Annotated in this window: 15 protein-coding genes and 1 tRNA gene; all 16 read left to right on the forward strand. The window is 60.1% G+C overall.

Going from position 1 to position 14,370, the window contains the following annotated elements; genetic code table 11:
- Nucleotides 1–71 precede the first annotated feature (71 nt).
- The 16 genes from pnp to nuoK all read left to right on the forward strand — a co-directional run bounded on the left by pnp (nucleotide 72) and on the right by nuoK (nucleotide 14,368).
- Nucleotides 72–2,372 carry a polyribonucleotide nucleotidyltransferase gene (gene pnp, locus RCH10_RS14015; protein WP_409052834.1) on the forward strand — a complete coding sequence of 767 codons (2,301 nt, stop codon included), beginning with the start codon at nucleotides 72–74 and terminating at the stop codon, nucleotides 2,370–2,372.
- A 97-nt stretch (nucleotides 2,373–2,469) separates the two neighbouring features.
- Nucleotides 2,470–3,468, forward strand: a complete 999-nt coding sequence (locus tag RCH10_RS14020) for an NAD(P)H-quinone oxidoreductase (protein WP_323501246.1) — start codon at nucleotides 2,470–2,472, stop codon at nucleotides 3,466–3,468.
- Nucleotides 3,469–3,473: 5 nt separating this feature from the next.
- Nucleotides 3,474–4,226, forward strand: a complete 753-nt coding sequence (tpiA, locus tag RCH10_RS14025; protein WP_323501245.1) for a triose-phosphate isomerase — start codon at nucleotides 3,474–3,476, stop codon at nucleotides 4,224–4,226.
- Between the two features lie 29 nt (nucleotides 4,227–4,255).
- Nucleotides 4,256–4,654, forward strand: coding sequence for a preprotein translocase subunit SecG (gene secG / locus RCH10_RS14030; RefSeq protein WP_187051341.1), 399 nt, complete (start codon nucleotides 4,256–4,258; stop codon nucleotides 4,652–4,654).
- Nucleotides 4,655–4,772: 118 nt separating this feature from the next.
- Nucleotides 4,773–4,857, forward strand: a tRNA-Leu gene (locus RCH10_RS14035).
- Nucleotides 4,858–4,925: 68 nt separating this feature from the next.
- Entirely contained in the window at nucleotides 4,926–5,285 is a 360-nt protein-coding gene (locus RCH10_RS14040) for an NADH-quinone oxidoreductase subunit A (RefSeq protein WP_187051342.1), read from the forward strand.
- Nucleotides 5,286–5,300: 15 nt separating this feature from the next.
- Nucleotides 5,301–5,780, forward strand: a complete 480-nt coding sequence (locus RCH10_RS14045) for an NADH-quinone oxidoreductase subunit B family protein (protein ID WP_012748606.1) — start codon at nucleotides 5,301–5,303, stop codon at nucleotides 5,778–5,780.
- A 13-nt stretch (nucleotides 5,781–5,793) separates the two neighbouring features.
- On the forward strand, nucleotides 5,794–6,402 hold the full coding sequence (locus RCH10_RS14050) for an NADH-quinone oxidoreductase subunit C (RefSeq protein WP_323496208.1): 609 nt from the start codon (nucleotides 5,794–5,796) through the stop codon (nucleotides 6,400–6,402).
- The gene (locus RCH10_RS14055; protein WP_323496207.1) at nucleotides 6,402–7,655 is read left to right on the forward strand and encodes an NADH-quinone oxidoreductase subunit D; all 1,254 of its coding nucleotides are present in this window, start codon (nucleotides 6,402–6,404) and stop codon (nucleotides 7,653–7,655) included. Before RCH10_RS14050 ends, RCH10_RS14055 begins: the two co-directional genes overlap by 1 nt.
- Before the next feature lie 8 nt (nucleotides 7,656–7,663).
- Nucleotides 7,664–8,194, forward strand: coding sequence for an NADH-quinone oxidoreductase subunit NuoE (gene nuoE, locus RCH10_RS14060; RefSeq protein ID WP_409052835.1), 531 nt, complete (start codon nucleotides 7,664–7,666; stop codon nucleotides 8,192–8,194).
- Entirely contained in the window at nucleotides 8,194–9,534 is a 1,341-nt protein-coding gene (gene nuoF / locus RCH10_RS14065) for an NADH-quinone oxidoreductase subunit NuoF (protein ID WP_323496204.1), read from the forward strand. Before nuoE ends, nuoF begins: the two co-directional genes overlap by 1 nt.
- Before the next feature lie 16 nt (nucleotides 9,535–9,550).
- Nucleotides 9,551–11,716 (forward strand): NADH-quinone oxidoreductase subunit NuoG, encoded by a 2,166-nt coding sequence (gene nuoG, locus RCH10_RS14070; protein ID WP_409052836.1) that lies wholly within the window; start codon nucleotides 9,551–9,553, stop codon nucleotides 11,714–11,716.
- The gene (nuoH, locus tag RCH10_RS14075; RefSeq protein ID WP_409052837.1) at nucleotides 11,713–12,789 is read left to right on the forward strand and encodes an NADH-quinone oxidoreductase subunit NuoH; all 1,077 of its coding nucleotides are present in this window, start codon (nucleotides 11,713–11,715) and stop codon (nucleotides 12,787–12,789) included. Before nuoG ends, nuoH begins: the two co-directional genes overlap by 4 nt.
- Nucleotides 12,790–12,800: 11 nt before the next feature.
- Complete coding sequence (gene nuoI / locus RCH10_RS14080; protein ID WP_187051349.1) at nucleotides 12,801–13,343, forward strand: NADH-quinone oxidoreductase subunit NuoI; 543 nt, start codon at nucleotides 12,801–12,803, stop codon at nucleotides 13,341–13,343.
- Between the two features lie 36 nt (nucleotides 13,344–13,379).
- Complete coding sequence (locus tag RCH10_RS14085; RefSeq protein WP_409052838.1) at nucleotides 13,380–14,063, forward strand: NADH-quinone oxidoreductase subunit J; 684 nt, start codon at nucleotides 13,380–13,382, stop codon at nucleotides 14,061–14,063.
- Nucleotides 14,060–14,368, forward strand: coding sequence for an NADH-quinone oxidoreductase subunit NuoK (gene nuoK / locus RCH10_RS14090; protein WP_323501239.1), 309 nt, complete (start codon nucleotides 14,060–14,062; stop codon nucleotides 14,366–14,368). The genes RCH10_RS14085 and nuoK overlap by 4 nt, the downstream gene beginning before the upstream one ends.
- The last annotated feature ends 2 nt before the right edge of the window (nucleotides 14,369–14,370 follow it).

Below are 14,370 nucleotides of genomic sequence, written 5' to 3' on the forward strand. Positions count from 1 at the left end.
GCATCGTGTTCTGAGAAGCGCTCCCTCCCGGCGAACCCGTGTGGGTTCGTCAGCTAAAACAGGAGTAAGACATGAGCCTCTTCAACAAAGTCACCAAGTCGTTCCAATGGGGCGACAAGACGGTCATTCTGGAAACCGGTGAGATCGCCCGCCAGGCTGGCGGCGCAGTCATCGTCGACATCGAAGGCACCGTGATCCTGGCGACCGTGGTCGCTTCCAAGTCGGCCAAGCCCGGCCAGGATTTCTTCCCGCTGACCGTCGACTACATCGAGAAGACCTACGCTGCGGGCAAGATCCCCGGCAGCTTCTTCAAGCGCGAAGCCAAGCCAAGCGAACACGAAACGCTGACCAGCCGCCTGATCGATCGCCCGATCCGCCCGTTGTTCCCGGAAGGCTTTTTGAACGAAGTGCACGTGGTCATCCACACGCTGTCGCTCAACCCTGAAATCGACGCCGATATCGCTGCCATGATCGGCGTCAGCGCCGCGCTGTCGATTTCCGGTATTCCTTTCAGCGGACCGATCGGCGCCGCACGTGTCGGCTACATCAACGGCCAGTACGTGCTGAACCCGGGTCAGACAGCACGCAAGGATTCGCTGATGGATCTGGTCGTCGCCGGCACCGAAGCCGCTGTGCTGATGGTCGAGTCGGAAGCCAAGCAACTGTCCGAGGAAATCATGCTCGGTGGCGTGGTGTTCGGGCACGAGCAGGCCAACATCGCAATCAATGCGATTCACGAACTGGTGCGTGACGCCGGTAAGCCGATGTGGGACTGGACGGCACCCGCCGAGGACGAAGCCTTCGTCTCGAAGGTCAAGGGTCTGGCCGAAGAAAAACTACGCGCGGTCTATCAGATCCGCAGCAAGCAAGCGCGTACGCAAGCGCTGCGCGAAGCGAACGCCAGTGTCATGGCATCGCTGAAGGCGAGCGGCGAACCGTTCGATGCCGGCAAGGTCAACGACTTGTTGTTTTCTATCGAATCGAAGATCGTTCGCAGCCAAATCCTGTCGGGTGAACCCCGCATCGACGGTCGCGACACGCGCACCGTGCGCCCGATCGAAATTCGTAACTCAGTGCTGCCGCGCACGCACGGCTCGGCCTTGTTCACCCGTGGTGAGACGCAGGCGCTGGTCATCACGACGCTGGGCACCGAACGCGATGCACAGCGCATCGACGCGCTGGCCGGCGAGTACGAAGACCGCTTCCTGTTCCACTACAACATGCCTCCCTTTGCCACCGGCGAAACCGGCCGCATGGGTTCGACCAAGCGCCGCGAAATCGGTCACGGCCGTTTGGCCAAGCGTGCGCTCGCCGCGATGCTGCCGACCAAGGAAGAATTTCCGTACACCATTCGCGTGGTCTCGGAAATTACGGAATCGAACGGTTCGTCGTCGATGGCCTCGGTCTGCGGCGGCTGCCTGTCGATGATGGATGCCGGCGTGCCGATGAAGGCGCACGTCGCCGGCATCGCCATGGGCCTGATCAAGGAAGACAACCGGTTCGCGGTGCTGACCGACATCCTGGGCGATGAAGATCATCTGGGCGACATGGACTTCAAGGTGGCCGGCACGACCAACGGCATTACCGCGTTGCAGATGGACATCAAGATCCAAGGCATCACCAAGGAAATCATGCAGGTTGCGCTGGCGCAAGCCAAGGAAGCGCGCATGCACATCCTGGGCAAGATGCAGGAAGCGATGGGCGAAGCCAAGACCGAAATTTCTAGCTTTGCACCGCGTCTCATGACCCTCAAGATCAACCCGGAAAAAATCCGCGATGTGATCGGCAAGGGCGGCGCTGTCATCCGCGGCCTGCAGGAAGAAACCGGCACGCAGATCAGCATCGACGAAGACGGCACCATCACGATCGCTTCGACCGATCCGGCCAAGGCCGAAGAAGCGAAGAAGCGCATCGAGCAAATCACCGCCGAAGTCGAAATCGGGAAGATCTACGAAGGCCCGGTCACCAAAATTCTGGATTTCGGCGCGCTCATCAACCTGCTCCCGGGCAAGGATGGCTTGCTGCATATCAGCCAGATCGCGCACGAACGCGTCGAGCGGGTGCAGGACTATTTGACCGAAGGCCAGATCGTCAAGGTCAAGGTGTTGGAGACCGACGAAAAGGGTCGCGTCAAGCTGTCGATGAAGGCACTGACGGAGCGTCCGGCTGGCATGGAGTTCCAGGAACGCGCGCCGCGTGAAGACCGTGGTGGCGAGCGCCGTGAGCGCTCAGACCGTGGTGACCGCAGTGGTGACCGTGGTGAGCGTCAGCCGCGTTTCAACAACGAGCAGCGCAATGAGCCGCGTAGCGACTCGCGCAATGACCAGCCGGCGCCTGTCGCCGAGCAAGCACCTCGCGAATCGCAAGAGTGAGAAGGGCGCAGCGGTGTTGGCTTTGGAGCCACTACCGCTGCCTTCTCACGGGAGCCCGCGCCTGTCCACGAGGCAGGCGCTGCAGCCTGGAAAGATCATGAAAGCCATTGAAATCAGTTCGTACGGCGCTCCCGAGGTGCTGCGCGTGGTGGAACGTCCGGAGCCGGTGGCCGGCGCGGGCGAACTGCTGATTCGCGTGGTCGCGAGCGGCGTCAACCGGCCCGACGTGTTGCAACGCACGGGTCACTATCCAGTGCCGCCCGGTGCGTCCGATCTGCCGGGCCTCGAATTGGCGGGGCGCATCCTCTCAGGCGATCCCGAAGCGATGGCCGAGGCAGGCTTTGCTATCGGCGATGCCGTTTGCGCACTCGTAGCGGGCGGCGGCTACGCTGAATATTGTGTGGCGCCGATAGCGCAATGCCTTCCGGTGCCCAAGGGCTGGAGCGAAGTAGATGCTGCGTCTTTGCCTGAAACCTTCTTCACCGTGTGGAGCAATGTGTTCGACCGCGGGCGGCTGCAAAAGGGCGAAACGTTGTTGATCCAGGGCGGTTCGAGCGGCATTGGCGTCACGGCGATTCAAATTGCCAAGGCGTTTGGTGCAACCGTAATCGTCACGGCTGGCAGCGATGAAAAGTGTGCTGCCTGCCGGAAGCTGGGCGCGGATCACGCCATCAACTACAAGACCGCCGATTTCGTGGCGGAGGTGAAGACGATCACGGGCGGTAAGGGCGTCGATGTCGTTCTCGACATGGTCGCCGGCAGCTACGTCGCGCGCGAGATCGAATGCATGGCCGAAGACGGCCGTCTCGTGATGATCGCGGTACAGGGTGGCGTGAACAGCGAGTTCAATGCAGGGCTCGTGCTGCGCCGTCGGCTCACCGTGACCGGTTCGACATTGCGACCGAGGCCGATCGCCTTCAAGGGTGCCATCGCCAAGTCGCTGCGCGAAAATGTCTGGCCGTTGCTCGAATCTGGCGCGATCAAGCCTGTCATTCACAGCACTTTTGCAGCTGTTGGCGAACCGAGTGGCGCTTCGCAGGCTCATACGTTGATGGAATCGAACCAGCACATCGGCAAGATCGTGTTGACGTGGTGAATGCGATGACGAAACACGCCAAGTTGATTGCCGGTAATTGGAAGATGAACGGTGGCCTCGATGTCAACGAGACGTTGGTGCGCGCGCTTCTGCAAGGCCTTGGCAATATTGAATGCGATGTGGCGCTTTGCGCTCCGGCGCCATACTTCGCGCAAGTGCAGTCGTTGATCGCCGGCTCCAAGCTCGCTTTGGGCGCGCAAGACATCTCTGCGCATCCTCAGGGCGCTTTCACCGGTGAGCAATCGGCCGCGATGCTGAAAGAGTTCGGCGTTCGCTATGCGATCGTCGGCCACTCGGAGCGTCGGCAATACCACGGTGAAACTGACGAAGTCGTTGCCGCAAAGGCCGCGGCAGCGTTGGCCAACGGCATCACGCCGATCATCTGCGTCGGCGAAACATTGACGCAGCGCGAAGCAGGCCAAACCGAGGAAGTCGTCAAGCGGCAGCTGGCCGCAGTGATCCATGTGAACGGGCATTGCATCAGCGAAATCGTCGTAGCGTACGAGCCCGTATGGGCTATCGGTACAGGCAAGACGGCTACGCCCCAACAAGCGCAAGCGGTACATGCGGTGTTGCGTGCGCAGTTGCACCACGCGGCCAGTGAACACGCTGCCGGCATCCGCATCCTTTACGGCGGCAGCATGAACGCAGCGAACGCTGCAGAACTGCTCGCGCAAGCTGACATCGACGGCGGCCTCATTGGCGGCGCATCGCTCAAGGCCTCTGACTTTTTGCAAATCATTGCCGCAGCCGCCTGAGCGCGCTGCAACCCCTGGAGTAAAAACGAATGAACATAGTCCTCAATCTTTTGGTCGGCGTGCAGATGCTGTCGGCGCTCGTGATGATCGGCCTCATCCTGATTCAACATGGCAAGGGCGCCGACATGGGCGCGGCGTTTGGCAGCGGCAGTGCCGGTAGCCTCTTCGGCGCCAGCGGGAGTGCGAACTTTCTTTCGCGCACTACGGCTGTGCTTGCTGCGGTCTTCTTCGTGTGCACCTTGCTGTTGGCCTATTTCAGCCACGCGCGTCCCACTGGCGGTGATAGTTTGCTGGAGCGCGCTGCGATCGGCGCACCTGCTGCACCGGCGGCGGGCGCAGCGTCGCAGATCCCGTCGAGCAGTGCGCCTGCACCAGCATCGGCACCGGCCGCACCGGCATCGGGAGCTGCGCAGATTCCGTCGAAGTAATGATGTTGCTTTCGGTGCGACGTGCCAACAGAAAACGCTGCATTTGAGGGTAAACTCTTAAGCTGTCTGGAAAGCCAAACCTTCACGGGTTCCTCATGCCATCCGGACAGAAAAAACCGCGGTCGTGGTGAAATTGGTAGACACGCTATCTTGAGGGGGTAGTGGCGAAAGCTGTGCGAGTTCGAGTCTCGCCGACCGCACCAAATCTCACCGACACGCAGCAACGACCACGTTGCGGTGTGTCGGTGGCAAGCGGTGATAAAAACATCCGATGAATCTCGATTCCTACCTTCCAGTCCTGCTGTTCATCCTGGTCGGCGTCGGCGTCGGCATCCTCCCCCAAGCTATCGGTTACGTCCTCGGTCCCAACCGCCCTGACGCCGCAAAAAACGCGCCCTACGAGTGCGGTTTTGAAGCCTTCGAGGATGCACGCATGAAATTCGATGTGCGCTATTACCTGGTCGCTATTCTCTTTATCTTGTTCGATCTGGAAATTGCCTTCCTGTTTCCATGGGCTATTGCCCTCAAGGAGATCGGGGCCGTTGGCTTCTGGGCAATGATGATCTTTCTCGCCATCCTCGTCGTGGGCTTCGCCTACGAGTGGAAAAAAGGCGCCCTGGATTGGGAATGAAAAGGAATTTGCGCAATGGCCATTGAAGGCGTCATGAAAGAAGGCTTCGTCACCACCACATACGACTCAGTGGTGAATTGGGCGAAGACCGGATCACTGTGGCCGATGACATTCGGTCTGGCCTGCTGCGCAGTTGAAATGATGCATGCAGGCGCGGCCCGCTACGACATCGACCGTTTCGGCATGTTGTTTCGGCCGAGTCCGCGTCAGTCCGATCTGATGATCGTTGCGGGCACGCTCTGCAACAAGATGGCGCCTGCCTTGCGCAAAGTCTACGACCAGATGCCCGAGCCGCGTTGGGTGCTCTCGATGGGATCGTGTGCCAATGGCGGCGGTTACTACCATTACAGCTATTCCGTCGTGCGTGGTTGCGACCGCATCGTCCCTGTCGACGTGTATGTGCCGGGCTGCCCGCCCACCGCCGAGGCACTGCTGTACGGAGTGATCCAGTTGCAGCAAAAAATTCGCCGCACCAACACCATTGCCCGCGCTTGAGGAATTGCAAACGATGACGGACTTTGCAATTTCGCCCGACGCGCTTCTGGCGAACATCACCGAGACGCTGGGCGTCAAGGCCAAGAGCATCAAGCTGGCTTTGGGTGAAGTGACTGTGGTGGTCGACGCTACCGATTACATTGAAGCGGCAGTCATGCTGCGCGATGCGCCTGCCTGCCGCTTCGAGCAGCTCATCGATTTGTGCGGGCTTGACTACTCCGAGTACCGCGACGGGGAATGGCAGGGCGAACGCTTTTGCGTCGTGACGCACCTGCTTTCGGTCAGCCTGAATCAGCGTGTGCGACTCAAGGTGTTCGCGCCCAACGAAGATTTGCCGGTCGTCGATTCTTTGCAGCCTGTATGGAGTGCCGCGACCTGGTTTGAGCGCGAGGCCTTCGACCTATACGGCATCGTGTTCGAAGGGCATGACGACTTGCGCCGCATCCTGACCGACTACGGATTCATCGGCCATCCGTTCCGCAAAGACTTCCCGGTGTCGGGCCACGTCGAAATGCGCTATGACGCCGAGCAGAAGCGAGTCGTCTATCAGCCCGTCTCGATCGAGCCGCGAGAGGTCACTCCACGCGTGATTCGCGAAGACAACTACGGCGGACTGCACTGATGGCCGAAATCAAGAATTACACGCTGAATTTCGGCCCGCAGCATCCGGCGGCGCACGGTGTGCTGCGCCTCGTGCTCGAGCTCGACGGCGAAGTCATACAGCGCGCCGATCCGCACATCGGTCTGCTGCACCGCGCGACTGAAAAACTCGCCGAGTCGCGCACGTTCATTCAGTCGCTCCCCTACATGGACCGCCTCGACTACGTGTCGATGATGAGCAACGAGCACGCGTATTGCCTTGCCATCGAGAAGCTTCTTGACCTCGATGTGCCCATCCGGGCGCAGTACATCCGTGTCATGTTCGCTGAGATTACGCGGTTGCTGAACCACCTGCTGTGGCTGGGTGCGCATGGTCTGGACTGCGGTGCCATGAACGTGCTTATCTACTGCTTCCGCGAGCGTGAAGACCTGTTCGACATGTATGAAGCGGTGTCAGGCGCCCGCATGCATGCCGCTTATTTCCGTCCTGGCGGCGTGTATCGCGACTTGCCGGATGCGATGCCGCAATACAAGGTCAGCAAGATCAAGAACGCCAAGGCGATTGATCGGCTGAACGAAAATCGCCAGGGATCGTTGCTTGATTTCATCGACGATTTCAGCAAGCGCTTTCCGAAGATGGTCGACGAGTACGAAACACTTCTCACCGACAACCGCATCTGGAAACAACGCACGGTAGGTATTGGCGTCGTGACGCCGGAGCGCGCGTTGAACCTCGGCTTTACTGGTCCGATGTTGCGTGGTTCCGGCATCGAATGGGATCTGCGCAAGAAGCAGCCTTACGACGTCTACGACCAGATGGATTTCGACATTGCCATCGGCAAGACTGGCGACTGCTATGACCGCTATCTGGTTCGCATCGAAGAGATGCGCCAGGCCAATCGGATCATCCAGCAGTGCTCTGCCTGGTTGCGCACGAACGATGGCCCCGTGATAACCGCCAACCATAAGGTGGCGGCACCGGCGCGCGAATCGATGAAGGCGAACATGGAGGAGTTGATCCACCACTTCAAGCTTTTCACCGAAGGGTTTCATGTGCCCGAAGGCGAGGCGTATGCCGCTGTCGAGCACCCCAAGGGCGAGTTCGGCATCTACCTGGTGAGCGACGGTGCCAACAAGCCATACCGCCTCAAGATCCGGCCGCCAGGTTTTCCGCATTTGGCTGCGCTCGACGAGATGGCGCGTGGTCACATGATTGCCGATGCCGTCGCCGTGATCGGCACGATGGACATCGTGTTCGGCGAAATTGACAGGTGATTCAACCTATGAATTCAGACACCTTGAAGCATGCGTCGGCGCCTCTGTCGAAAGAGATGCTAGACAAGTTCGCGCGAGAAGTTGCCAAGTACCCGCCTGCAGGCAAAGACTCTGCAGTGATGGCTTGCCTGGCGTTTATCCAGCAGGAAGAAGGCTTCGTGAGCCTGCAGCGCGAGCGTGATGTAGCTGAGTACCTCAGCATGGCGCCGATTGCGGTGCATGAGGTGACGACCTTCTACAACATGTACAACCAGCATCCGGTGGGCAAGTACAAGCTCAACGTGTGCACCAACCTGCCGTGCCTGCTGCGCGATGGCGCCAAGGCGCTGGCGCATCTCGAAAAGAAGCTGGGTATCGTGATGGGCGGCACCACGGCCGACGGTTTCTTCACGCTGCAGCAAAGCGAGTGTCTGGGCGCCTGCGCAGACTCGCCGGTCATGCTGGTCAACGACCGCACGATGTGCAGCTTCATGAGCAACGAAAAGCTCGATCAACTCATTGACGGTTTGCGCGGTGCAACCACCGGAGAGGCTTCCTGATGTCGCCCGATCAAGTGCTTTCACAGTTTCAGGCAACGGGCGTTCAGACCTGTTTCCATGACCGACATATCGGCGCACAGATCTACGCCGGGCTCGATGGCACCAATTGGCGCCTGTCCGACTACGAAGCGCGCGGCGGCTACGCAGCATTGCGCAAAATCCTGGGCGAGGGCATGACCTCTGACCAGGTGATCGCCGAAGTCAAGGCATCGGGCTTGCGTGGCCGCGGCGGCGCCGGCTTTCCGACGGGGCTCAAGTGGAGCTTCATGCCGCGCCAGTTTCCGGGCCAGAAGTATCTTGTCTGCAACTCGGACGAGGGCGAGCCCGGAACCTGCAAGGACCGCGACATCCTCCAGTTCAATCCGCACATCGTGATCGAAGGCATGGCGATCGCCGCATTCGCGATGGGTATCAGTGTCGGCTACAACTACATCCACGGCGAGATCTTCACGAGCTACGACCGCTTCGAAGAAGCGCTGGAAGAGGCACGCGCTGCCGGCTACCTTGGCGACGGCATCATGGGCAGCACGTACAACTTCCAGTTGCACGCAGCGCATGGTTTTGGCGCGTACATCTGCGGTGAAGAAACCGCCTTGCTCGAATCGCTCGAAGGCAAGAAGGGTCAGCCGCGCTTCAAGCCGCCGTTCCCGGCTAGCTTCGGTCTCTACGGCAAGCCGACGACGATCAACAACACCGAGACGTTTGCAGCCGTGCCGTGGATCATCCGCAACGGCGGGCCGGCTTACCTCGAATGCGGCAAGCCGAACAACGGCGGCACCAAGATCTATTCGGTCAGCGGCGATGTCGAGTTGCCCGGCAACTATGAAGTGCCAATGGGCACGCCGTTCAGCAAGCTTCTGGAACTGGCAGGCGGCGTTCGCAAGGGCCGCACGCTCAAGGCGGTGATCCCCGGTGGTTCGTCATCACCGGTGCTGCCGGCGGCAATCATGATGGATTGCACGATGGACTACGACTCCATTGCCAAGGCCGGCTCGATGCTCGGCTCGGGCGCGGTCATCGTCATGGACGACAGCCGTTCGATGGTCGAGTCGCTACGCCGCTTGTCGTACTTCTACATGCACGAGTCGTGCGGTCAATGCACGCCGTGTCGCGAAGGCACGGGCTGGCTCTGGCGGGTGGTCGACCGCATCCACAACGGACTCGGCAAGCAGACCGACATGGACCTGCTCAACTCCGTCGCCGACAACATCCAGGGTCGCACGATTTGCGCATTGGGCGACGCTGCCGCAATGCCGGTGCGCGCCATGATCAAGCACTTCCGCCACGAGTTCGAGGCACTGATTCCGGGCTACGCGCCCAAAGCGGCTGCCAAAGCCTGAGGCCCGGTAAACAAAAATGGTTGAAATCGAACTCGACGGCAAGAAGGTCGACATCATCGAGGGCAGCATGATCATGCATGCGGCCGACAAGGCGGGGACGTACATCCCGCACTTCTGCTATCACAAGAAGCTCAGCATCGCGGCCAACTGCCGCATGTGCCTGGTCGACGTCGAGAAGGCGCCCAAGCCGATGCCGGCCTGCGCCACGCCTGTGACGCAAGGCATGATCGTTCGTACCAAAAGCGACAAGGCCATCAAGGCGCAGCAGTCCGTGATGGAGTTTTTGCTCATCAACCATCCGCTCGACTGCCCGATCTGCGACCAGGGCGGCGAATGCCAGTTGCAGGACCTGGCGGTCGGCTACGGTGGATCGAGCTCGCGCTACGAAGAAGAAAAGCGCGTGGTCTTTCACAAGGACGTCGGCCCGTTGATCAGCATGGAAGAGATGAGCCGCTGCATCCATTGCACGCGCTGTGTCCGCTTCGGCCAGGAGGTGGCAGGCGTGATGGAGCTCGGCATGTCGCACCGTGGCGAGCACGCCGAGATCGAAACCTTCGTCGGTGACTCTGTCGACTCCGAACTGTCCGGCAACATGATCGACATCTGTCCGGTCGGCGCACTGACCAGCAAGCCGTTTCGGTACAGTGCCCGCACGTGGGAACTGTCGCGCCGCAAGTCGGTGAGTCCGCACGACTCGACCGGTGCCAACCTGATCGTTCAGGTCAAGAACAACAAGGTGATGCGCGTCGTTCCGCTGGAGAACGAAGATGTCAACGAATGCTGGATCGCCGACCGCGACCGTTTCTCGTATGAAGCGCTCAACGGCCCTGAGCGCCTGACGCAGCCCATGCTGAAGCAGGGTGGCCAATGGCAGCAAGTCGACTGGCAAACCGCGCTCGAATACGTCGCCAACGGGTTGAAGCAGATTAAGACCGATCACGGCCCGCAAAGCATCGGCACGCTGGTCAGCCCGCACAGCACGCTCGAAGAACTGCAGCTAGCGACCCTGCTGACACGCGAACTCGGCAGCGACAACATCGACTACCGCCTGCGCAATGCAGAGTTCGGCGCGTTCGAAGGTATTCGTTGGCTCGGCACATCGATCGCATCGTTGTCGCAACTACAGCGCGTGCTGGTCATCGGTTCGAACCTGCGTAAAGAGCACCCGCTGTTTGCACAGCGCATTCGTCAATCTGTGCGCAAGGGCGGGGCGCTCAGCGTCATCACGTCGTCCACGTTGATGGCCGATGACGACGCGTGGGCTATGAAGGCGGCCAGCGTTGTGCGCGTTGGCGCCGAACAATGGTTCGCCGCATTGGCAGGCATCGCTTCCGCCATCGGGCAAAGCGCTGGCACTACCTCGCCAGTCGAAAGCAAAGACGCGCCGAGCGATGTGGCGCAAGCCATTGCAAAGTCGCTGCTCAGTGGCGAGCGCAAAGCCATCCTGCTAGGCAATGCCGCCGCACACCACGCCGACGCGGGAGCGCTGCTTGCGCTGGCCCAGTGGATTGGCGCACAAACCGGCGCGAGCGTCGGTTACCTCACCGAAGCGGCCAATACCGTCGGCGCCCAACTCGTCGGCGCGATGCCGAAGAGCAATGGCCTGAACGCCGCGCAAATGATGGCGGGCGGCCTCAAGGCGGCGTTGATTCTCAACAACGAACCGGTGTTCGATTCCGCCATCGGCGCTGCGGCATCCGATGCTCTGTTCAATGCTCAGATGGTCGTGACGTTGAGCCCGTTCAAGGCCAATCTGGAATTCAGCGATGTGCTGTTGCCCATCGCGCCGTTCACAGAAACACCGGGTACGTTCGTCAACGCCGAAGGACGGCTGCAAAGTTTCCATGCGGTGGTCAAGCCGCTCGGCGAAGCGCGTCCGGCGTGGAAAGTGTTGCGCGTGCTTGCCAATTTGCTCGGTCTTCAAGGCTTCGCATTCGAGTCGACGGCAGACGTGCTTCGCAGTATTGGCGAGGGCACGCAGGTGTCGGCCGACAAGCTGAGCAATGCTACGCAAGCCGTTGCAGCAGCGTCGAACGAAGCTGCTGCGGCACCCGTGGTGGCCAGCATCTATCAGCTCGACTCCATCGTCCGGCGCGCGCCGTCGCTGCAACTCACCGCTGATGCTCGCAGCACCTACGACCGGCACCAAGCAGTCCCGGCCGCAGAGGCGCTGGCATCATGATCGACGCGATTTTTGGCTTCGGCCATGGCCTGATCGGGGCTGGCTGGTGGACCGCCGTGGTCTGGCCAATCGTCTGGACGCTCATCAAAATCGTCGTGGTGGTGTTGCCGTTGATGGGCGCCGTGGCCTACCTCACGCTGTGGGAACGCAAGGCGATCGGCTTCACGCAAATCCGCATTGGTCCAAACCGCACCGGCCCGCTCGGCTTGCTGCAGCCTATCGCGGACGCGCTCAAATTGATGACCAAGGAAATCATCATTCCGACGGTCGCCAACAAAGGCCTGTTCCTGCTCGGCCCGATCATGACGATCATGCCGGCCCTGGCGGCTTGGGCGGTGATTCCGTTTGGGCCTGAAGTCGCGTTGGCCAACATCAATGCCGGGCTGCTGTTCGTCATGGCCATCACCTCGCTGGAGGTCTATGGCGTGATCATTGCTGGTTGGGCTTCAAATTCGAAGTACGCGTTCCTTGGTGCACTTCGCGCATCGGCGCAAATGGTCAGCTACGAAATCGCGATGGGCTTCTGCTTCGTCGTCGTGCTGATGGTGTCGGCCAGTCTCAACATGACCGACATCGTGATGGGGCAGGGCAGGGGCACCTTCGCATCGATGGGCGTCGGTTTGCTGTCGTGGAACTGGTTGTCCTTGCTGCCAATCTTCGTCGTCTACTTCATCTCCGGCCTGGCAGAGACCAACCGCCACCCGTTCGACGTGGTCGAAGGCGAGTCCGAGATCGTCGCGGGCCACATGATCGAGTACTCGGGCATGAGCTTTGCCATGTTCTTTCTGGCCGAATACGCCAACATGTGGCTGGTTTCGATCCTGACCGTCATCCTGTTCCTGGGCGGCTGGTTGCCGCCGTTCGAGTTCCTCAGCTTCATTCCGGGCTGGATCTGGCTGGGCATCAAGACCTTCTGCGTGGTCACGATGTTCCTGTGGGTTCGCTCGACCTTCCCGCGTTTTCGCTATGACCAGATCATGCGGCTCGGTTGGAAGATCTTCATTCCGATCACGCTCGTGTGGCTGGTCGTGGTCGGCGCCTGGATGCAGACCCCTTTCAACATTTGGAAATAAACAGAACTGCCATGACTGCGCCCACCGCCAGCGCGATTGCGCGCTCTTCTACGATCCCGTCCGCGCCTTTCTCCTTGAAAGACTTTCTCGGCAGTTTCATGCTGTTCGAGTTGTTCAAGGGCTTGGCGATCACCGGAAAATATGCTTTCGCCCGCAAGATCACGGTCCAGTTCCCAGAAGAAAAGACGCCGCAGTCGCCGCGCTTTCGTGGCCTGCATGCACTTCGCCGCTACGAGAACGGGGAAGAGCGATGCATCGGCTGCAAGCTGTGCGAGGCCGTCTGCCCCGCGCTGGCGATCACCATCGAAACCGATGTGCGTGACGACGGCTCGCGCCGCACCACGCGCTATGACATCGACCTGACCAAGTGCATCTTTTGCGGCTTCTGCGAAGAGAGTTGCCCGGTCGATTCGATTGTCGAAACGCACATCTTCGAATACCACGGTGAGAAACGCGGCGACCTGTACTTCACCAAAGACATGTTGCTGGCCGTGGGCGATCGCTACGAAAAAGAGATCGCGGCCAACAAGGCTGCCGACGCCAAATACCGCTAACGCGGACTGGCCCGAAACTCGCAACGAACTCGCTCCATGGACGTCAAGACCGGTCTGTTTTATCTATTTGCCGCGGTGCTGCTGTTTGCATCCTTCCGCGTCATCACATCGCGCAATCCCGTGTACGCGGCGCTGTATTTGGTGCTTGCATTTTTCCAGGCGTCTGCTATCTGGCTGTTGCTGCGTGCCGAGTTTCTGGCCATCGCGCTGGTGTTGGTTTACGTCGGCGCGGTGATGGTTTTGTTTCTGTTCGTAGTGATGATGCTCGACATCAATGTCGACAGCTTGCGTGAGGGCTTTTGGAAGCACTTTCCGTTGGCGGCGGCGGTCGGCGCGATCATCGCGCTCGAGATGGCCGGCGTGTTGATGGGCGGTTTCCGCCTCAACGAGTCGCCGCATGCCATGGCTTCGGCTGCCGACAGTTCGAACACGCTGGAACTCGGCAAGCTGCTGTACAGCCAGTATCTCTATCCGCTTGAAATTGCGGCCGTCATCTTGCTGGTCGCCATCATTGCCGCTATCGCGCTGACGTTGCGCACACGCAAGGACAGCAAGCACATGAACCCGTCGGATCAGGTCCGCGTCAAGGCGCGCGACCGCGTGCGCGTCGTGCAAATGGGCGTCACGCAGCCGGCACAACCGGTCGTGCCGGCCACACCTGCTGCATCTGCCGCAGCCGCAGCACCCACGACATCTGCGACAGGGGGCACCAAGGCATGACACTTTCGCTCGGACACTTTCTATCGCTGGGTGCGATGCTCTTCGCGTTGTCTGTCATCGGTATCTTTCTGAACCGTAAGAACCTGATCGTTCTCTTGATGTGCATCGAGCTGATGCTTCTTGCGGTCAACACCAACTTCGTCGCGTTCTCGTACTACCTCGGCGACATGCATGGTCAGATTTTCGTGTTCTTCATTCTGACGGTGGCCGCTGCCGAGTCGGCCATCGGCTTGGCGTTGCTCGTACTGCTGTTCCGCAACAAGTCGAACATCAATGTCGACGAGCTCAACTCGCTCAAGGGCTAAGA

Origin of the sequence: Variovorax sp. GrIS 2.14, from assembly GCF_046115955.1 — a bacterium.
Classification (GTDB): domain Bacteria; phylum Pseudomonadota; class Gammaproteobacteria; order Burkholderiales; family Burkholderiaceae_C; genus Variovorax.

Coding starts and splice junctions, on each gene's coding strand:
- pnp (WP_409052834.1), top strand. CDS start 72: ATGAGCCTCTTCAACAAAGTCACCAAGTCGTTCCAATGGGGCGACAAG.
- RCH10_RS14020 (WP_323501246.1), top strand. CDS start 2,470: ATGAAAGCCATTGAAATCAGTTCGTACGGCGCTCCCGAGGTGCTGCGC.
- tpiA (WP_323501245.1), top strand. CDS start 3,474: ATGACGAAACACGCCAAGTTGATTGCCGGTAATTGGAAGATGAACGGT.
- secG (WP_187051341.1), top strand. CDS start 4,256: ATGAACATAGTCCTCAATCTTTTGGTCGGCGTGCAGATGCTGTCGGCG.
- RCH10_RS14040 (WP_187051342.1), top strand. CDS start 4,926: ATGAATCTCGATTCCTACCTTCCAGTCCTGCTGTTCATCCTGGTCGGC.
- RCH10_RS14045 (WP_012748606.1), top strand. CDS start 5,301: ATGGCCATTGAAGGCGTCATGAAAGAAGGCTTCGTCACCACCACATAC.
- RCH10_RS14050 (WP_323496208.1), top strand. CDS start 5,794: ATGACGGACTTTGCAATTTCGCCCGACGCGCTTCTGGCGAACATCACC.
- RCH10_RS14055 (WP_323496207.1), top strand. CDS start 6,402: ATGGCCGAAATCAAGAATTACACGCTGAATTTCGGCCCGCAGCATCCG.
- nuoE (WP_409052835.1), top strand. CDS start 7,664: ATGAATTCAGACACCTTGAAGCATGCGTCGGCGCCTCTGTCGAAAGAG.
- nuoF (WP_323496204.1), top strand. CDS start 8,194: ATGTCGCCCGATCAAGTGCTTTCACAGTTTCAGGCAACGGGCGTTCAG.
- nuoG (WP_409052836.1), top strand. CDS start 9,551: ATGGTTGAAATCGAACTCGACGGCAAGAAGGTCGACATCATCGAGGGC.
- nuoH (WP_409052837.1), top strand. CDS start 11,713: ATGATCGACGCGATTTTTGGCTTCGGCCATGGCCTGATCGGGGCTGGC.
- nuoI (WP_187051349.1), top strand. CDS start 12,801: ATGACTGCGCCCACCGCCAGCGCGATTGCGCGCTCTTCTACGATCCCG.
- RCH10_RS14085 (WP_409052838.1), top strand. CDS start 13,380: ATGGACGTCAAGACCGGTCTGTTTTATCTATTTGCCGCGGTGCTGCTG.
- nuoK (WP_323501239.1), top strand. CDS start 14,060: ATGACACTTTCGCTCGGACACTTTCTATCGCTGGGTGCGATGCTCTTC.